Origin of the sequence: Micromonospora matsumotoense (assembly GCF_050951065.1) — a bacterium.
In the GTDB taxonomy this organism is placed as follows: domain Bacteria; phylum Actinomycetota; class Actinomycetes; order Mycobacteriales; family Micromonosporaceae; genus Micromonospora; species Micromonospora matsumotoensis.
The window spans coordinates 2,527,980-2,545,997 of record NZ_CP192025.1; the positions used below are offsets into that span (position 1 = coordinate 2,527,980).

Annotated in this window: 15 protein-coding genes; 13 read left to right on the forward strand and 2 right to left on the reverse strand. The window is 74.1% G+C overall.

Annotated elements, in window-relative coordinates; all coding sequences use genetic code 11:
* Positions 1-4: 4 nt before the first annotated feature.
* From ACQP1S_RS11270 to pheT, 3 genes are all read left to right on the forward strand, one after another.
* Positions 5-844 carry a TrmH family RNA methyltransferase gene (locus tag ACQP1S_RS11270; protein WP_432905964.1) on the forward strand — a complete coding sequence of 280 codons (840 nt, stop codon included), beginning with the start codon at positions 5-7 and terminating at the stop codon, positions 842-844.
* A gap of 212 nt (positions 845-1,056) precedes the next feature.
* Positions 1,057-2,136 (forward strand): phenylalanine--tRNA ligase subunit alpha, encoded by a 1,080-nt coding sequence (gene pheS / locus ACQP1S_RS11275; protein WP_432905967.1) that lies wholly within the window; start codon positions 1,057-1,059, stop codon positions 2,134-2,136.
* Positions 2,137-2,176: 40 nt separating this feature from the next.
* Complete coding sequence (gene pheT / locus ACQP1S_RS11280; protein ID WP_432905970.1) at positions 2,177-4,723, forward strand: phenylalanine--tRNA ligase subunit beta; 2,547 nt, start codon at positions 2,177-2,179, stop codon at positions 4,721-4,723.
* Positions 4,724-4,771: 48 nt separating this feature from the next.
* On the opposite strand, the gene ACQP1S_RS11285 is transcribed toward pheT, so the two are convergent.
* Positions 4,772-5,650, reverse strand: a complete 879-nt coding sequence (locus ACQP1S_RS11285; RefSeq protein ID WP_432905973.1) for a Crp/Fnr family transcriptional regulator — start codon at positions 5,648-5,650, stop codon at positions 4,772-4,774.
* Between the two features lie 172 nt (positions 5,651-5,822).
* Between ACQP1S_RS11285 and ACQP1S_RS11290 the strand changes: the two genes are divergently transcribed.
* From ACQP1S_RS11290 to argH, 10 genes are all read left to right on the forward strand, one after another.
* The gene (locus ACQP1S_RS11290) at positions 5,823-6,620 is read left to right on the forward strand and encodes a hypothetical protein (protein WP_091253235.1); all 798 of its coding nucleotides are present in this window, start codon (positions 5,823-5,825) and stop codon (positions 6,618-6,620) included.
* Between the two features lie 179 nt (positions 6,621-6,799).
* Positions 6,800-8,896, forward strand: a complete 2,097-nt coding sequence (locus ACQP1S_RS11295; protein ID WP_432905976.1) for a hypothetical protein — start codon at positions 6,800-6,802, stop codon at positions 8,894-8,896.
* Entirely contained in the window at positions 8,896-9,717 is an 822-nt protein-coding gene (locus tag ACQP1S_RS11300; RefSeq protein WP_432905978.1) for a hypothetical protein, read from the forward strand. The genes ACQP1S_RS11295 and ACQP1S_RS11300 overlap by 1 nt, the downstream gene beginning before the upstream one ends.
* A 203-nt stretch (positions 9,718-9,920) precedes the next feature.
* Positions 9,921-10,922 carry an N-acetyl-gamma-glutamyl-phosphate reductase gene (argC, locus tag ACQP1S_RS11305; RefSeq protein ID WP_432905981.1) on the forward strand — a complete coding sequence of 334 codons (1,002 nt, stop codon included), beginning with the start codon at positions 9,921-9,923 and terminating at the stop codon, positions 10,920-10,922.
* 115 nt (positions 10,923-11,037) lie between these two features.
* Complete coding sequence (argJ, locus tag ACQP1S_RS11310) at positions 11,038-12,210, forward strand: bifunctional glutamate N-acetyltransferase/amino-acid acetyltransferase ArgJ (protein WP_432905984.1); 1,173 nt, start codon at positions 11,038-11,040, stop codon at positions 12,208-12,210.
* Positions 12,207-13,133, forward strand: a complete 927-nt coding sequence (gene argB, locus ACQP1S_RS11315) for an acetylglutamate kinase (RefSeq protein WP_432905987.1) — start codon at positions 12,207-12,209, stop codon at positions 13,131-13,133. The genes argJ and argB overlap by 4 nt, the downstream gene beginning before the upstream one ends.
* Positions 13,130-14,461, forward strand: coding sequence for an acetylornithine transaminase (locus ACQP1S_RS11320; RefSeq protein WP_432905990.1), 1,332 nt, complete (start codon positions 13,130-13,132; stop codon positions 14,459-14,461). The genes argB and ACQP1S_RS11320 overlap by 4 nt, the downstream gene beginning before the upstream one ends.
* Positions 14,458-15,387, forward strand: a complete 930-nt coding sequence (argF, locus tag ACQP1S_RS11325) for an ornithine carbamoyltransferase (protein ID WP_432905991.1) — start codon at positions 14,458-14,460, stop codon at positions 15,385-15,387. The genes ACQP1S_RS11320 and argF overlap by 4 nt, the downstream gene beginning before the upstream one ends.
* Complete coding sequence (locus ACQP1S_RS11330) at positions 15,384-15,893, forward strand: arginine repressor (protein ID WP_091253247.1); 510 nt, start codon at positions 15,384-15,386, stop codon at positions 15,891-15,893. The genes argF and ACQP1S_RS11330 overlap by 4 nt, the downstream gene beginning before the upstream one ends.
* Positions 15,894-15,982: 89 nt before the next feature.
* Positions 15,983-17,446: an argininosuccinate lyase gene (argH, locus tag ACQP1S_RS11335; protein WP_432907970.1), complete on the forward strand. Its 1,464-nt coding sequence runs from the start codon at positions 15,983-15,985 to the stop codon at positions 17,444-17,446.
* Between the two features lie 151 nt (positions 17,447-17,597).
* Here argH and ACQP1S_RS11340 read toward each other — a convergent pair whose 3' ends face one another.
* Positions 17,598-17,948: an MmcQ/YjbR family DNA-binding protein gene (locus ACQP1S_RS11340; protein ID WP_091253252.1), complete on the reverse strand. Its 351-nt coding sequence runs from the start codon at positions 17,946-17,948 to the stop codon at positions 17,598-17,600.
* Between the last annotated feature and the right edge of the window lie 70 nt (positions 17,949-18,018).

Below are 18,018 nucleotides of genomic sequence, written 5' to 3' on the forward strand. Positions count from 1 at the left end.
TCCCATGCAGTCACCAGCGCACGGGAGACGCCTCGACGCCGTCACCGGCCCGTTCACCCCGCGTACCCCCAGGGTGGTCGCCGCCCGCCGGCTGCACCGGCGTCGGGACCGCGACACGGCCGGCCGGTTCCTCGCCGAGGGCCCGCAGGCGGTCCGCGAGGCCCTCGACCGCACCGACACGGTGGTGGAACTCTTCGGCACCCCGACCGCCCTGGACCGGCACGCCGACCTGGCGGCCCGCGCCGCCCGCGCCGACCTGCCGGTCTCCGAGATCACCGACGAGGCCCTGGCCGCGTTGACCGAGACCGTCGCCCCGCAGGGGCTGGTCGCCGTCTGCCGGCACCTCGACGTGCCGTTGCGGACCGCCCTGGCGCGCGGACCGCGCCTGGTCGCGGTGCTCGCCGGCATCCGTGACCCGGGCAACGCCGGCACCGTGCTGCGCACCGCCGACGCGGCCGGCGCGGGCGCGGTGGTCTTCGCCGGTGACACCGTCGACCCCTACAACGGCAAGTGCGTGCGGGCCTCCGCCGGCAGCCTCTTCCACGTCGACGTGGTCCGCGCCGCCGACCCCGGCGCGGCGGTCGCCGGGCTCCGCGCCGCCGGGCTCACGATTCTCGCCACCACCGGGTACGGCGACAGCGACCTCGACGACCTCGTCGACCACGGCCGGCTCGCCGCCCCCACCGCCTGGCTGTTCGGGGCCGAGGCGCACGGCCTGCCCGAGGAGTTGACCGCCGTCGCCGACGCCCGGGTCCGGGTGCCGCTGCACGGGCGGGCCGAGAGCCTGAACCTGGCTGCGGCTGCCGCCGTCTGCCTGTACGCTTCAGCCCGAGCACTGCGCTGACCCCGGTCAGGCGCACACCCAGCAGGGGAGTCGGTCACGTGAGGAACGCGCCACGGCGTTCGTTTAGCCAGCCCGCCGGTGTCGGCGGGCGGCGGGCCTGACCCTTCCCCGCGCGCAACTCCCACCGGCGGGCTGCGGCGAAGCCGCGCGTCCGTAGACTCGCCTAGCCGCCCGGGAGGGCCGGCGCCGCCGTGAGGGAGTGCCCGTACGCCATGAGCTACCGCAACGATCCGTACGACCCGAAGCAGGTCGCCCTGCTCGACCCGGCCGCCCTGGCCGAGGCCGTGGCCACCGCCGAGCAGGCGTTCGCCGCCGCCGCCGACCCCGACGCGCTGACCGCGCTGCGCCCCGCGCACCTCGGCGACCGGTCCCCGGTGTCGCTGGCCCGCCGGGAGATCGGCGCGCTGCCGCCGGCCGCGAAGTCCGACGCCGGCAAGCGGGTCAACGAGGCCCGCCGGGCGATCGACGCCGCGTACGCCGCCCGCGCCGAGGTGCTCGACCGGGAGCAGGCCGCCCGGGTGCTGGTCGAGGAGCGGGTCGACGTGACCCTGCCGTACGACCGGCGGCCCCGGGGCGCACGGCACCCGCTGTCGACCCTGATGGAGCAGATCAGCGACCTGTTCGTCGGGATGGGCTACGAGGTGGCCGAGGGTCCCGAGGTCGAGTTGGAGTGGACCAACTTCGACGCGTTGAACATCCCCGCCGACCATCCGGCGCGCGGGTTGATGGACACCTTCCACATCGCACCGCCGGCCGGCGCGGAGACCTCCGGCCTGGTGCTGCGCACCCACACCTCGCCCGTGCAGGCGCGCACCATGCTCACCCGCAAGCCCCCCATCTACGTGGTGGTGCCCGGCCGGGTCTACCGCACCGACGAGCTGGACGCCACCCACGCGCCCGTCTTCCACCAGGTCGAGGGCCTGGTGGTGGACCGGGGCATCACGATGGCGCACCTGCGCGGCACCCTCGACCACTTCGCGCGGGCCATGTTCGGCGCGGGCGCGAAGACCCGCTGGCGTCCGCACTACTTCCCGTTCACCGAGCCGTCGGGGGAGTTCGACGTCTGGTTCCCCGAGCACCGCGACGGCCCGCGCTGGGTCGAGTGGGGCGGCTGCGGCATGGTCAACCCGAGGGTGCTGCGGGCCTGTGGCATCGACCCGGAGGTCTACTCCGGGTTCGCGTTCGGCATGGGCATCGACCGGACGGTGATGTTCCGGCACGGGGTCAGCGACATGCGGGACATGGCCGAGGGCGACGTGCGGTTCACCCGCGTGTTCGGGGCCGGGGCGTAGGGCGATGCGGGTACGAGTCACGGAGACGGTGGTCTGAGTCATGCGAGTTTCTGTCAGTTGGCTGCGGGAGTACGTCGATCTCCCCGTCGACCTGCCCACCGAGGATCTGGAACAGGCCCTGGTGGACCTCGGCATCGAGGTCGAGTCCGTGGTGGACCTGCGCCGGACGGTCACCGGTCCGCTGGTCGTCGGTGAGGTCCGCGAGATCGAGGAGCTGACCGGTTTCAAGAAGCCGATCCGGCACTGCCTGGTCGACGTCGGCGCCGCCAACGGCACCGGCGAGCCGCAGGAGATCGTCTGCGGGGCGCGCAACTTCGCCCCCGGCGACCGGGTGGTGGTGATCCTGCCCGGCGGGGTGCTGCCCGGGAACTTCGCCATCGGCGCGCGCAAGACGTACGGGCGCACCTCGGCCGGCATGATCTGCTCCGCGCAGGAGCTGGGCCTGGGTGACGACCACTCCGGCATCATCGTGCTGCCGCCGGACACCGCCGCCCGACCCGGCGACGACGCCCGGCCGGTGGTGGGCCTCGACGACGTCGTGGTCGAGCTGGAGATCACCCCCGACCGGGGGTACGCGCTGAGCGTGCGCGGCATCGCCCGGGAGCTGGCGTACGCCCTGGGGTTGTCCTTCCGCGACCCGGGTCGGCAGCCCGCGCCGGCCGGGACGGCCGAGCCGGCGTACCCGGTGCAGCTGCGCGACACCGTCGGCTGCGACCGGTTCACCGCCCGGATGGTCCGGGGCGTCGACCCGACGGCGGCCACGCCCGGCTGGATGCGGCAGCGGCTGACCGTGGCCGGCATCCGCAGCATCTCGCTGGCGGTCGACATCACCAACTACGTGATGCTCGAACTGGGTCAGCCGATGCACGCCTTCGACGCCGACCGGATCACCGGCCCGCTGGTGGTGCGCCGGGCCGAGGCGGGCGAGAAGGTGACCACCCTGGACGGTGTGGTCCGTGCGCTCACCACCGAGGACATGGTGATCTGCGACGACACCGGCCCGATCTCGCTGGCCGCGGTGATGGGCGGCGAGACCAGCGAGGTGGTCGGCGGCACCACCAATGTGCTGTTGGAGGCCGCCCACTGGGACCCGGTGATGGTGGGCCGCACCGCCCGCCGGCACAAGCTGTTCAGCGAGGCGGCCAAGCGGTGGGAGCGGGGGGTCGATCCGGCCCTGCCGCTGGTGGCCCTCCAGCGTGCCGTCGAGCTGCTCACCGCGCACGGCGGTGGCGAGACCGGCGCGGAGGTCCTCGACCTCGACCACGTCCGGCCGATGCGTCCGGTCGTCCTCCCGGCCGACCTGCCGTCGCGTCGGGTCGGGGTGGCCTACTCCCCGCAGCGGGTGGTCGACCTGCTGGAGCAGGTGGGCTGCACGGTGATCCGGGGCAGCGACCAGCTGGGTGCGGACCCGGGGACGGTCGGGACGGCCGCCGGTGTCGGCGACGTGCTCACCGTCACCCCGCCGACCTGGCGACCCGACCTCACCGACCCGGCCGACCTGGTCGAGGAGGTGGTCCGCCTCGACGGGTACGACCGGGTGCCGTCGGTGCTGCCCACCGCGCCGCCCGGCCGGGGTCTGACCTGGCAGCAGCGCCGCCGCCGGGCGGTGGCCCGCTCGCTCGCCGAACGCGGGTACGTCGAGGTGCTGGCCCTGCCGTTCGTCGCCCCGGAGCTGGCCGACCAGCTCGGGCTGCCCGCCGACGACCCGCGTCGGCCGGCGGTGCGGTTGGCCAACCCGCTGTCGGAGGAGGAGCCGCTGCTGCGCACCACGCTGCTCGGCCCGCTGCTCGGCATCCTCAAGCGCAACCTGGGCCGGGGCCACCGTGACCTCGCGCTCTATGAGATCGGCACGGTGTTCCACCCACGTCCCGGCGCGGGCGCGCCGCCGGTCATGGGGGTGGACCGACGTCCCACCGACGCCGAGTTCGCCGCCGCCGACGCGGTGGTGCCGGCCCAGCCCCGGCACGTCGCGGTGGTGCTCACCGGTGACGTGGAGCCGGCCGGCTGGTGGGGCGCGGGCCGGGCCGCCGGTTGGGCCGACGCCGTGGAGGCCGGCCGGGCGGTGCTCGCCGCCGCCGACCTGCCGGCCGACCGGATCGAGGTACGGGCCGCCGAACACGCCCCCTGGCACCCCGGTCGCTGTGCCGCGCTGGTGGTCGACGGGGTGGTGGTCGGCCACGCCGGTGAGCTGCACCCGACGGTGCTGGCGGCGCTGGAGCTGCCCCGCCGCACCAGCGCCATGGAGTTGGACCTGGACGCCCTGCCGGCCGCGCCGGTGGTGTCCGCGCCGGCCGTGTCCGGGTTCCCCCCGGCGTTGATCGACGTGGCGTTGGTGCTGGACGAGTCGGTGCCGGCGGCCGACGTCCGGGCCGCGCTGGTCGAGGGGGCCGGTGAGCTGTTGGAGCACGTCCGCCTCTTCGACGTGTACGCCTCGGAGGCGCTCGGCGCGGGTCGCCGGTCGCTGGCGTACAAGCTCACCTTCCGGGCCCCGGACCGGACCCTGACGGTGGAGGAGGCGGTGGCCGCCCGGGACGCCGCCGTCGCCGTGGCCGCCCAGCGGTTCGGGGCGACGCTGCGCGGCGCGTAGCCGTACCGGCCCGTCGACGGCCCCGACCCGGTCACCGGGTCGGGGCCGTCACGCGTCGTCCGCGATCTGCCCGCACCGGTGCAGGGTGGCCAGGTCCCGCACCGTGATCCGCCGGTAGTCGGTCTCCACCAGCCCTTCGGTGCGCAGTTCCCGCAGCGCCTTCTGGATCGAGGTCTCGGCCGCGCCGCAGATGGTGGCGAGTTCCGGCTGGGTGAGCCGGACGTCGATGACCACCGCGTCGCGCTCCTGCCGGCCGTGGGAGCGGCACAGATCCGCCACCACCCGGGCCACCCGGATCTTCACCGGGTACGAGGAGAAGTCGATCCGTCGGCGGTTGGACCAGCGCAGCCGGTCGGAGACCATGGCGGCCAGTTCGAGGGCGGCGTTCGGGTGGTCCCGCAGGAAGGTCTTGAACTGCTCGGGCTGGATGACGCTGTAGGTGGTCGGGCCGCAGGTGGTCACCGTCGCCGACCGGGGTCGGTCGTTGAGCGCCGACATCTCGCCCACCAGGTCACCGCCGACCCGCAACGCCAACAGGGCGGTCCGTCCGTCGGGCAGGGACGCGGTGACCTTCGTCAGGCCGTCCTCCAGCAGCACCAGGTGGGCCTCCCGGTGACCCTCGTGGATGAGGATCTGCCCGGCCTGCACCTGCCGCCGGACCCCGGACGCCAGCAACGCGGCCCGTACGGGACCGTCGAGCCGTTGCAGAAAGGTCCCGTACGGCCAGTCGCCGTCGGACCGGACGTGTGGTTGCCGCATCAGCATCAGCACCCTCCTCAGCGGATGAGAGGTGTCGAAGCGTATCCGTGTCGACACGCGTCGCACCGCCCCGCTGCGGACTGCGAGGGTCTCGACGACCACCAGGGTGAGGATCGCGGCGGGGGACAGCCCGAGCGCCAGGAGCAGTTCGGTCAGGTTCGTCCACATGCTCCCAGCAGACCCGGCGTCGTCTAGCACGACATCTGTCCATGGTGGGATGACCGGATGCCGACAGTCCCGGCGATGCCGTACTTCTGAGGGGTCTGCGACCGCCGGGGCGGTTTCGATGTGCGCGGTGGTGCCCGCTCGCCGAGCGGGCTGGCGACGAAGGGTCTGCCCGATGCGACATCCCGAACGACGGCTGCTGATCTCCGTGGACATGGAGCGGTACAGCCGCCGCAGCAACCTTCAGCAGTACGAGGCACAGCAGAACTTCCACACCCTGCTGCGCGCGGCGGCGGCCGACGTGGGCCTGGACCGGGTCGCCTGGAGCACCCAGCAGGCCGGCGACGGTGAGTTGGCGATCCTGCCCCGTGACGTGTCGGAGTCGCGGGTCATCGGCCGGTTCGTGCCGGAGCTGAACCGGCAGCTACGCGCGTTCAACAGCAGCCGGACCGCAGCGGGACAGGTCCGGTTGCGGGTGGCCGTGCACCAGGGATTGGTGCACCTGGACGGGGCGAACGGCTTCCCCGGCCATGCCGTCGTGCACGTCTGCCGGCTCTGCGACGCCGCGCCGGTGCGACAGGCGCTGGCCGCTTTTCCCGAGGCGGGTGTCGCGCTGGTCGTCTCGACGGAGATGTACCGCGACGTGGTCCGCGAGTATCCGGAGGAACTGCGGCCGGAACGGTTCCGCCGGATCGAGGTCGAGCATCCGGAGAAGGAGTTCCGGGAGCCGGCCTGGCTCTGCGTGATCGACGAGGACATGTCGTCCTGGTCACCACCGGACCAGACCTCGGCTCCCACCGGCGGGCCGCCGCCTGCCGAGCCGGACACCGGGGGCCGGGCCGGCGCGGCCGGGACGGGCATCCGGACCGGCGACATCCGGGTCCAGGGGCAGAACGCGATCGGGCCGCACGCGACCGCCATCGGCTCGGTCGGGCGCGATGCCGTGTTCGGCGGCGAAGGCAGCAGCCGGTGAGTGGGTCGTCGGGGGTGTGGGAGCCGCCGGAGCCGGACGGCGTCGGAGGGTCACGACCACCGGCCGACGCCACGGCGGACCTTCCCCGCGACGACGAGCGGCGGTCGGCCGAGACGGTGGCCGAATGGTCCGCGGCGACTGACGTACCCCCGCAGGGACCCTCTCCCGATGATGATCCGGTGGACGAGCCGGAGGAGACGCCGGACCCGGCGGACGTCCTCGCCCGCCTCACCGCACTGCTCGGCGTGCCGTCGAGCATCGGGGTCGGTGACGTGCGGGTCCGGGGTCAGAACGCGACCGGCCCGGGGGCGACGGCGATCGGCACCGTGAACATCACCACGGCGACCGTGGGGACGGGCGGCCGGACCTGGTCCGAGACGCTCAGCGGCACCTGGGTCCGGCAACTGGCGGACGGTTATGCGCCCGCGCCCAGCGACCAGCGGCTCGACCGGCAGCTCAAGGTGCGCCACCTGGTCTGCCTGACCGGCGCCGACGGTACGGGTCGGCACACCGCCGCCTGCCTGGCCTCGGCCCGCCGCCACGGCTACGACCGGGTCGGCGTGCTCGACACGGAGCACCTGTCGGACCTGCTGCGTGCCAACCCGCCCGTGCGGCGCGGCCACGGTTACACGTTGGCGCTCGGCGACGAGGCGGTCCGGGACCTGGACGGCATGACCCTGGTGGGTCTCGCGGCGAGGATGGAGAGCACCGGGAGCACCCTGGTGCTGGTCGGTGACTTCGATCGCCGGGATCAGGAGTTCGCCGGGCACCTGGTGCCGCACCGCCCCGCGGCGGCGGTGGAGGTGCTCCGGGCACAGCTGCGCCGGCTGTTGCGTGGGCAGTGCGTCGGATGGTGCGCCGACGGCTGCACCGGTGACTGCGTGGACGTGTACGTCGAGGAGGAGTGCGTCTCACATCCGCTTCTCGCGGCCCACCTGGCCGCCGGCCCGCGCGCCGGTGAGGTGGTCCGGCTGGCGGAGCTGATCGCCCAGGCGCCCCCGCGTGGCGTGGACCTCACCGAGCGGTTGGAGCGGATGCTGCCCCGGCAGTTGCGGGACCGGGCCCGGCGGGTGCTCTCCGGCGAGGACGACGGTGTCGACGGGTCGTCCCGGTGGGACGTCGACCAGCGCCGGGCGTTCCGACTGTCGTGCGCGGTGCTGGCCGGGCAGTCCGTGGTCGAGGTCCAGGCGGCGGCCGGACGGCTGGTGGTGGGGCCGACGCCGGGCACGGACGGCGCGGCCACGGTGCCGGTGGGGTTCCTGGGCGGGGTGGTCGACCTGCTGCTCGGCCAGGTGTTGCGGCAGGCCGTCGTCCTGGTCGACGACGACCGGCTCGGCGGCGGGCGGCGCATCGAGTTCTCGCCCGGCAACGACCAGCTGCGGACGAGCCTGTTGGAGGTCGCCTGGTCGGACTGGTGGCTGCCGGAGCAGCTCCTCGGCTGGCTCGCCGAGCTGGTGCGGACGGGCAGGCCAGGTGTCCGGGAGGCCGCCGCGGGTGCGGTCGGGTGGTCGGCCCGGCACGGGGTGGGTGTCGCGCTGGAGACCGTGGACCAGTTGGCCCGGGAGCGCCGCGCCGGTGTCCGGCAGGCCGCCGCCATCGCCCTGGTGGCCATGGCCATGCAACCGGAGCTACGGCAACGCGTGCGTACGGAGTTGGACCGGTGGGCGTCCGCGGGGCCGGCCCACCTGCGGGACACGGTGGCCCGCGCCTATGCGCTGGGGCTCGCCCGGCTCTGGCCCGACACCGCCCTGCTGCATCTGCGCCAGATCGCCCGGGCGCGCATGCAGCGGTGGCACCACTCGGTGGTGCGTGGCCTGGTCGAGGTGCACACGGCCGGTCACCAGGCGACCGTGCTGCCGGCCCTCGCCCAGTGGAGCCGGTCGGAGGACCCGGAGGTGTGGCTGCACGCCGGACGGGCGTTGCGACTGCTCGCCGACCGGTGGGCGCCGGCCCCTCGGGAACACTGGCCGGAACTGCTCGACCTGGTGCGGGTCGGCACCGTGTCGATGGCCGACCTGGCCAGTTGCTGGGTGAACGCGCTCAGCCTGCCCACGACCGCCTACCGCTCGTGGCGCACGCTCGGCTTCTGGCTCAACCGGGCCGACGGCCACCCCGAGGTCGCCGCCCACTGTCTGGAGTTGCTCGGTCTGGTGGTGGCGGGCAGGGCACCCCTGCGGCATCGACTGGACCACCAGCTGTGCCACGTCTGGGGACCCCTGATGCCCCGCAACACCCTGCTTGCCGACGTACGCCGACTCACCCTCGAGGACCGCTGATGAACCCGCATCCCAGCACCACCACCGGCGCCCAGATTCCGGTGCCGCAGCGCCGCCACTGGTGGCAGAGCATGTTCGGCGCACCGGCTCCCCTCGCGCCGGTGCCGCCGCTGCCACCGCCGCCGCCCGTCACGGTGTCGTTCCGGCAGGACGTCGGGCACCCGCTGCTGGTGCCGGCGAAGGGGGACGCCTTCGATTTCCGGGTGCACCCCGTGTATCTCTGGACCGGCCGGCGCATGACGTTCGACGAGCTGAAGTTCCGCGCCGAGCGGTACCTCGACTGGGCCGGCGGGATCGTCCGGGAGCGGATCGTCGACGTGTCTCGGGAGTTCGAGCCGCATCGCGCACATGAGCTGGAGCGGGTGCTCAACGAGCGGCTCGCCGGCCAGCGGTGGCCGGCGAACGAGTCGTTGCCGCAGTTCACCGCCCACGTGCGGGTCAGCCCCGACGAGCGGGTACGCGATCGGCTGCGGCCGTACTGGGAGGAGCGGATCAGGCTGGAGTGCGACCACGAGTTGCAGAAGATCCGGGCCCGGCACGTCGACGACCTGACCCGCCGGTGGTGTGCCGTTCTCCAGGCGTTGGAGGCCGATCCGGTGACCGCGCACGCGGCGCGGCTGACCGGGGAGCAGTTCGCCGACGTCTTCCGCCGCTATGTCGACGAGCGCCGGGGGACGGTGCCGGAGCTGGTGACCCTGCTCCGGGAGGCGGTCCGGGGGCATCACGATCTCAACCTGGGCCCGTCGGAGTACACCGAGGCGTGGGACGTGGCGCTGCGGACCTACCAACGACAGCACGGGTTGGCCGAGCGGGCCGGTTGAGCCGGTGGTCGGGCCTTGGGCCGGCAAACCGGGGCCCGGCCACCTTGTCGGCCGGTGGACACGGGACGACGCGGGAGGTTCGCGAAGGGTGGTCGGAGCGTCACGTGACGCTTATGATGTCATTTACATGCGGGCAGATGTATGAAGTTGCATCTGGTCCAGGTGCGGACTAACCTTCTCTGCATAGTCATGCGGAGGTAGGAATGGGTATCCGAGTTGGGGTCGCCGGAGCGAGCGGTTACGCCGGAGGTGAGCTGCTGCGCCTGATCGCCGGTCATCCCGAGTTCGACCTGGTCGCCGCCACCGCCCACCGCCAGGCCGGTGCGCCGGTCGCCGCCGTGCACCCGCAGCTCGTGGGGTGGGATCTGGTGTTCGCGGCGACCGATGCGGCCACGCTGGCCGACGCCGACCTGGTCTTCCTGGCCCTGCCGCACGGCGAGTCGGCGGCGCTGGCCGCCGAGCTGCCGGAGTCGGTCCGGGTGGTCGACCTCGGTGCCGACCACCGGCTCCGCGACGCCGACGCCTGGTCCCGCTACTACGGCGGCCCGCACGCCGGGGCCTGGACGTACGGCCTGCCGGAGCTGCCCGGCCAGCGGGCCGCGATCGCCGGGGCCACCCGGGTGGCCAACACCGGCTGTTACGCCGTCGCCATCACGTTGGCTCTGGCGCCGCTGATCGCCGCCGGCGCGGTCTCGCCGGCCGACGTGGTCGTGGTCGCCGCCTCCGGCACCTCCGGGGCCGGGCGGGCCGCCAAGACACACCTGCTCGGCAGCGAGGTGATGGGGGACCTGTCGCCCTACAAGGTCGGCGCCCACCAGCACGTGCCCGAGATCAAGCAGGCCACCGGCGCGACCGGGCTGTCGCTGACCCCGGTGCTCGCGCCCATGCCGCGCGGCATCCTCGCCACCGTCACCGCCGTGCCCACCGGCGACGCCGACCCGCGCGCGGTGCTGGCCGCCGCGTACGCCGACGCGCCGTTCGTGCACCTGCTGCCCGAGGGGGCGTGGCCGCACACCGCCGCCACCGCCGGGGCGAACTCCTGCCACCTCCAGGCCACCGTCGACGTCGACTCCGGCCGGGTGATCGTGGTCAGCGCCATCGACAACCTCGGCAAGGGCGCCGCCGGCCAGGCGGTGCAGAACGCCAACCTGATGCTCGGCCTGCCCGAGACCACCGGCCTGTCCACCTTCGGAGTTGCACCGTGAGCGCGAGGAGCGCAGCGCAGCGGAGCCCCGCAGTCGCGAACGAAAGGTCAGCATCGGTGAGCGCGAGGAGCGCAGCGCAGCGGAGCCCCGCAGTCGCGAACGAAAGGCCTGCACTGTGAGTGTCACCGCCCCTCGGGGTTTTCGTGCGGCCGGTGTCGCGGCCGGGTTGAAGAGCGGCGGGGCCACCGATGTGGCCCTGGTCGTCAACGACGGCCCGGACGCGGGGGTGGCCGGCGTCTTCACCACCAACCGGGTCAGGGCCGCGCCGGTGCGGTGGACCCAGCAGGTCGTCCGGGGCGGCGTGGTCCGTGCGGTGGTGCTCAACTCCGGCGGCGCGAACGCCTGCACCGGCCCGGCCGGCTTCCAGGACACCCACGCCACCGCCGAGCACACCGCCGCCGCGCTCACCGCGTCCAGCCCCCGGCTGCGGCTCGGCGCCGGGGACGTGGCGGTCTGCTCGACCGGCCTGATCGGCGAGCGGTTGCCGATGGACCGGCTGCTGCCCGGGGTGCGTACCGCGATCCGGGCGCTGGCCCGCGACGGTGGCGCGGCCGCCGCAGTGGCGATCATGACCACGGACACCCGGCCGAAGACCACCGTCGTCCGGGGGGCCGGCTGGACCGTGGGCGGGATGGCCAAGGGCGCCGGGATGCTCGCCCCCGGCATGGCCACCATGCTCTGCGTGCTGACCACCGACGCGGTGGCCGGGCCGGAGTTGCTCGACGCCGCGCTGCGGGCCGCCACCCGGGTCACCTTCGACCGGGTCGACTCCGACGGGTGCATGTCCACCAATGACACGGTGCTGCTGCTGTCCAGCGGGGCGTCCGGGGTGGAGCCCACCGAGGCCGAGCTGGCCGCCGCCGTCACCGCCGCCTGCCACGACCTGGCCCAGCAGCTGGTCGCCGACGCCGAGGGGGCCACCAAGCAGGTCGCCATCGACGTGGTCGGTGCCGCCGACGAGGACGACGCGGTCGAGGTGGGCCGCTCGGTGGCCCGCAACAACCTGGTCAAGACCGCGCTGTTCGGCAACGACCCGAACTGGGGTCGGATCCTCGCCGCGGTCGGCACCACCGCCGCCGCGTTCGACCCGGACGCCGTGGACGTCGCGGTCAACGGGATCTGGGTGTGCCGCTCCGGGGCCGCCGCCGAGGACCGCGCCAAGGTCGACCTGGCCGGGCGGAACGTCACCATCCGGATCGACCTGCACGCCGGTGCGGCGGCGGCCACCATCTGGACCAACGACCTGTCGCACGCGTACGTGCACGAGAACTCGGCGTACTCGACATGAGCCTCTCCGCGGACCTCATCCGGGCCCAGGTGAAGGCCGAGACGCTGATCGAGGCGCTGCCCTGGCTGGCCCGTTTCTCCGGGGCCACCGTGGTGGTCAAGTACGGCGGCAACGCGATGGTCGACCCGACCCTGCAACGGGCCTTCGCCGCCGACATGATCTTCCTGCGGTACGCCGGCCTCAAGCCGGTCGTGGTGCATGGCGGCGGACCGCAGATCTCCGCGATGCTCGGTCGGCTCGGCATCGCCAGCGAGTTCAAGGGCGGCCTGCGGGTCACCACCCCCGAGGCGATGGACGTCGTCCGGATGGTGCTGGTCGGCCAGGTCGGCCGGGAGTTGGTCGGCCTGATCAACGCGCACGGCCCGTACGCCGTCGGCCTCTCCGGCGAGGACGCCGGCCTGTTCACCGCCGTACGCCGGCCCGCCTGGGTCGACGGCCAGGCGGTCGACATCGGGCAGGTCGGTGACGTGGAGTCGGTGGACGTCTCGGCGGTGACCGACCTGATCGCGGCCGGCCGGATCCCGGTCATCTCCACCGTCGCGCCGGACGTCGACGGGGTGTTGCACAACCTCAACGCCGACACCGCCGCCGCCGCGCTGGCGATCGCCCTGCACGCCCGCAAGCTGGTCGTCCTCACCGACGTCGCCGGCCTGTACGCCGACTGGCCGGACACCGCCAGCCTGGTCAGCGAGATCGACGCCGAGGCGTTGGCGACGCTGCTGCCGTCCCTGGAATCGGGGATGGTGCCCAAGATGGAGGCCTGCCTGCGGGCGGTGCGCGGGGGAGTGCCCGCCGCGCACGTCGTCGACGGCCGGGTCGCCCACTCCACCCTGCTGGAGGTCTTCACCTCGGAGGGGTTCGGCACGATGGTCGTCGACACCCCGCCCGGGTCCACCCACGAGGAAGGCACGGTCGGCGCATGAGCACGCTGGTGGCACGCTGGGGCGAGTCCATGATGGACAACTACGGCACCCCGCCGTTGGCGCTGGTCTCCGGCTCCGGCGCGGTCGTCGTCGACGAGGCCGGCCGGGAGTACGTCGACCTGCTCGGCGGCATCGCGGTCAACGCCCTCGGGCACGCCCACCCCGCCGTGGTGGCCGCCGTCTCCAAACAGATCGCCACCCTCGGCCACGTCTCCAACCTGTTCGTCGCGGAGCCCCCGGTGGCGCTGGCCGAACTGCTGTTGGCGTTGGCCGGTCGGCCGGGCCGGGTGTTCTTCGCCAACTCCGGCGCGGAGGTCAACGAGGCCGCGTTCAAGCTGTCCCGGCTCACCGGCCGGTCCCACGTCGTGGCCACCGCCGGTGGCTTCCACGGCCGCACCATGGGCGCGCTCGCCCTCACCGGCCAGCCGGCGAAGGCCGACCCGTTCCGCCCGCTGCCCGGCGACGTCGAGCACGTGCCCTTCGGGGACGTCGAGGCGCTGGCGGCGGCCGTCACCGACGCCACCGCGATGGTGATCCTGGAGCCGATCCAGGGCGAGAACGGGGTGGTCGTCCCACCGTCGGGCTACCTGGCCGAGGCCCGGCGGATCACCGCCCGGCACGGCGCCCTGCTGGTGCTCGACGAGGTGCAGACCGGGGTCGGGCGGACCGGGTACTGGTTCGCCCACCAGGCCGACGGGGTGGAGCCGGACGTCATCACCCTGGCCAAGGGGCTCGGCGGTGGGTTGCCCATCGGCGCCTGCCTGGCCTTCGGCCGGGCCGCCGAGCTGCTCCGCGCCGGTTCGCACGGCACCACCTTCGGGGGCAACCCGGTCAGCTGCGCCGCCGCCCTCGCGGTGGTCTCCACCATCGCCGGCGAGGGGCTGCTCGACCACGTCAAGCGCACCGGTGAGCGGCTGCGTCGGGGCGTCGAGGCGCTGGGCCATCCGCTCGTCGCCGAGGTACGCGGCGCCGGGCTGCTGCTCGGCATCGTGCTCGCCGCGCCGGTCGCCGGCCCGGTGGCCGCCGCGCTGCGCACGGCGGGGTTCCTGGTCAACCCGGTCCAGCCGGCGGTGATCCGGCTGGCCCCGCCGCTGATCCTCACCGCCGCGCAGGTCGACGCGTTCCTGGCCGCCCTCCCCGCCGCCCTCGACACCGCCGTCGACCTTCCGGCTGCCCACGGCACGCCGGCCGCCCACGGCACGCCGGCCGCCCACGGCACGCCGGCCGCCCACGGCACGCCGGCTGCCCACGGCACGCCGGCCGCGCCGGGGGCGCAGACCCGGGCCGTGCCGCCGCCCACCCCGACCCCGACGGAGACCCGCGCATGATCCGGCACCTGCTGGCCGACGACGACCTCACCCCGGCCGAGCAGTCGGCGGTGCTCGACCTGGCCGGTCGGATGAAGGCCGACCGGTTCGGGTTCACCCCGTTGGCCGGGCCGCGTTCGGTGGCGGTGCTCTTCGACAAGCAGAGCCTGCGGACCCGGATCTCCTTCGACGCCGGCATCGCCGAACTCGGCGGCCACCCCCTCGTGGTGGACACCCAGGTCACCCACTTCGGCCGGGGCGAGACGCTCGCCGACGCCGGCCGGGTGCTGTCCCGCTACGTCGCCGCGATCGTGCTGCGCACCCACGGCGACGACCGGATCGCCGAGGTCGCCTCGCACGCCACCGTGCCGGTGATCAACGCGCTCACCGACGGCTACCACCCCTGCCAGCTCCTGGCCGACCTGCTCACCGTCCGCGAGCACTGCGGCGGCACCGCCGGGCGGACCCTGGCGTACGTCGGTGACGGGGCCAACAACCTGGCCCACTCGTACCTGCTGGCCGGGGCGACCGCCGGGATGCACGTCCGGGTCGCCGGGCCGGCCGGGTTCCAGCCCGATCCCGGGGTGCTGGGCCGGGCCGGGAAGATCGCCGCCGGCACCGGTGGATCGGTGCGGGCGCTCGTCGACCCCGTCGAGGCGGTCCGGGACGCCGACGTGGTGGCCACCGACACCTGGACCTCGATGGGCCAGGAGGACGACGGGCTGGACCGGATCACCCCGTTCCTGCCCTACCAGGTCAACGCCGCGTTGCTCGGTCACGCCCGGCCGGACGTGAAGGTGCTGCACTGCCTGCCCGCCCACCGGGACGAGGAGATCAGCAGCGAGGTGCTCGACGGCCCGCACAGCGTCGTGTTCGACCAGGCGGAGAATCGGCTGCACGCCCAGAAGGCGCTGCTGACCTTTCTCCTGGAGGCATCCTCATCATGACCGCCCCGACCCGCGCCGCCCGGCACGCCCGCATCGTCGAGTTGATCCGGGCCAGGGCGATCCGTTCCCAGACCGAGCTGGCCGACCTGCTCGCCGCCGACGGGGTGCAGGTCACCCAGGCCACCCTCTCCCGGGACCTGGAGGAGTTGGGCGCGGTGAAGGCCCGGGGCGGTGACGGGCGGGCCGGCTACCTGATCCCCGAGGACGGCCACCGGCCGCTGCGCGACGCCGAGGCGGCCCCCGCCCGGCTGATCCGGCTGCTGCGGGAACTGCTCAACGGGGTCGACTCCAGCGGCAACATCGCCGTGCTGCGTACCCCGCCGGGCGCGGCACACTATCTGGCCAGCGCCGTGGACCGGGCGGGCCTGACCGAGGTCGTCGGCACCATCGCCGGTGACGACACCATCCTGGTGGTGGCCCGTGAGGCCGACGGTGGCGCGGCGCTCGGCGACAAGCTCGCCGGGTGGGCCCGCCGCGACGAGGGTGGGGACGGAAGCACCCCGTGACCGGGTCGGTCACGGTTACCCGTACGACAGACGAGCCGGCACGGGGAGTGAACCCCGCAGTCGGGAAGCGAAAGGTGAGCACTGCCAGAATGAGCGGCGTGGACGACAAGAGCCTGACCGAGAACAGCGCCGCGACGAACCGGACGAGCCTGTGGGGTGGCCGGTTCGCCGGTGGCCCCGCCGAGGCCCTGGCGCGGCTGTCGGTGAGCGTCCAGTTCGACTGGCGTCTCGCCCCGTACGACATCGCGGGTTCCCGGGCGCATGCCCGGGTGCTGGCGGGCGCGGGGCTGCTCGACCCCGACGAGCTGGGGCGCATCCTGGCGGCGTTGGACGACCTGGAGGCGGCCTGCGCCTCCGGGCAGTTCCGCCCGACCATCGACGACGAGGACGTGCACACCGCGCTGGAGCGGGGCCTGCTGGAGCGGCTCGGCAGCCTCGGCGGCAAGCTGCGGGCCGGCCGGTCCCGCAACGACCAGGTCGCCACCGACCTGCGGCTCTACCTGCGCGACCACGCGCGGGGGGTGGCCGCCCGGCTGGTGGAGCTGGCCGAGGCGCTGGTCGAGCAGGCGGAACGGCACATCGACACCGCAGCGCCCGGGATGACCCACCTCCAGCACGCCCAGCCGGTCACCTTCGGGCACTGGCTGCTGGCCCACGTCCAGCCGCTGCTGCGCGACCTGGAGCGGCTGCGCGACTGGGACCACCGTACGGCGATCAGCCCGCTCGGTGCGGGCGCGCTGGCCGGCTCCGGCCTGCCGCTGGACCCGGTGGCCGTCTCCAAGGAGCTGGGCTTCCGGACCTCCTTCGCCAACTCGATGGACGCGGTCGCCGACCGGGACTTCGTCGCCGAGTTCCTCTTCGTCACCGCGCTGGTCGGGGTGCACCTGTCCCGCCTCGGTGAGGAGGTGGTGCTCTGGACGTCGCACGAGTTCGGCTGGGTCGAGCTGGACGACGCCTTCGCCACCGGCTCGTCGATCATGCCGCAGAAGAAGAACGCGGACATCGCCGAGCTGGCCCGGGGCAAGTCCGGCCGGTTGGTCGGCGGGCTGATGAGCGTGCTCACCATGCTCAAGGGCCTGCCGTTGGCCTACGACCGGGACATGCAGGAGGACAAGGAGCCGGCGTTCGACGCGGTCGACACCCTGGAGCTGCTGCTCCCGGCGCTGGCCGGGATGATCTCCACGATGACCGTCCGGGTGGACCGCCTGGTCGCCGCCGCGCCGGTGGGCTTCTCGCTCGCCACCGAGGTCGCCGACTGGCTGGTCCGGCGCAACGTGCCGTTCCGCGACGCGCACGAGGTCACCGGCAAGCTGGTGGCGCTCTGCGCGGCCCGCGACTGCGCCCTCGACGAGGTCTCCGACGCGGACCTGGCGGCGGTCAGCGAGCACCTCGACCCGTCGGTGCGCGACGTGCTGTCGGTCCGTTCGGCGCTGGCGGCCCGGATCACCCCCGGCTCCACCGGCCCCGGCCCGGTCGCCGACCAGCTCGCCGCCGCGGCGGACCAGCTCACCGGCTGGCGGGAGTGGGCCGCCGAGCGGGTCGTGCCCCGCTGACCTGACACGCGCCGGTCGTCCGTCGTCCCGCCCTGCGGGGCACGGGCGACCAGGCGCGGTCCGGCCCGGCCTGCGGTGCGGACGCCCCCGCCGTGGGGCTGGCCTCCGGGTGCGGAGCCCACACCGGGACGGTCGTCCGGGTGGCCGGTGGTCAGGTGGGGCGCTCGCGCCGGGGCAGCTTCGCCACCACCGCCTCGTACGAGCCGTCCACCGCCTCGACCAGGTCGTCGTCGGGGATGCCGCCGCCCAGGTCGAGTGAGTTCCAGCCGGATCGACCGACGTAGGGCATCGGCCGGGCGTCGGCGGGGAACCGGTGCAGCCACTCGTCGGCGACCTCGCGGCTCGGGCCGCACTTCACCCCGACCCGGTCGGTGCCGTCGGGTGCGCCGAGGAACGCGAAGATCCGACTGCCGACCTTCACCACCTCGTCGTCCTCCCAGGGCCGGTCCAGCCAGGCGCCCGGCTTGCCGAGGCAGTACGCCAGCATCTCCTCGCGCGTCATCGCGTCCTCCCGGTGCAGTGTCGTCGGCCTAGTCTCGCCGAACCGGCCCGCTCCGGCTGGTCGGCCGAAG

Excerpts from the sequence above, each read along its gene's own strand:
- ACQP1S_RS11270 (WP_432905964.1), top strand. The coding sequence starts at position 5 with ATGCAGTCACCAGCGCACGGGAGACGCCTCGACGCCGTCACCGGCCCG.
- pheS (WP_432905967.1), top strand. The coding sequence starts at position 1,057 with ATGAGCTACCGCAACGATCCGTACGACCCGAAGCAGGTCGCCCTGCTC.
- pheT (WP_432905970.1), top strand. The coding sequence starts at position 2,177 with ATGCGAGTTTCTGTCAGTTGGCTGCGGGAGTACGTCGATCTCCCCGTC.
- ACQP1S_RS11285 (WP_432905973.1), bottom strand. The coding sequence starts at position 5,650 with ATGTGGACGAACCTGACCGAACTGCTCCTGGCGCTCGGGCTGTCCCCC.
- ACQP1S_RS11290 (WP_091253235.1), top strand. The coding sequence starts at position 5,823 with ATGCGACATCCCGAACGACGGCTGCTGATCTCCGTGGACATGGAGCGG.
- ACQP1S_RS11300 (WP_432905978.1), top strand. The coding sequence starts at position 8,896 with ATGAACCCGCATCCCAGCACCACCACCGGCGCCCAGATTCCGGTGCCG.
- argC (WP_432905981.1), top strand. The coding sequence starts at position 9,921 with ATGGGTATCCGAGTTGGGGTCGCCGGAGCGAGCGGTTACGCCGGAGGT.
- argB (WP_432905987.1), top strand. The coding sequence starts at position 12,207 with ATGAGCCTCTCCGCGGACCTCATCCGGGCCCAGGTGAAGGCCGAGACG.
- ACQP1S_RS11320 (WP_432905990.1), top strand. The coding sequence starts at position 13,130 with ATGAGCACGCTGGTGGCACGCTGGGGCGAGTCCATGATGGACAACTAC.
- argF (WP_432905991.1), top strand. The coding sequence starts at position 14,458 with ATGATCCGGCACCTGCTGGCCGACGACGACCTCACCCCGGCCGAGCAG.
- ACQP1S_RS11330 (WP_091253247.1), top strand. The coding sequence starts at position 15,384 with ATGACCGCCCCGACCCGCGCCGCCCGGCACGCCCGCATCGTCGAGTTG.
- argH (WP_432907970.1), top strand. The coding sequence starts at position 15,983 with ATGAGCGGCGTGGACGACAAGAGCCTGACCGAGAACAGCGCCGCGACG.
- ACQP1S_RS11340 (WP_091253252.1), bottom strand. The coding sequence starts at position 17,948 with ATGACGCGCGAGGAGATGCTGGCGTACTGCCTCGGCAAGCCGGGCGCC.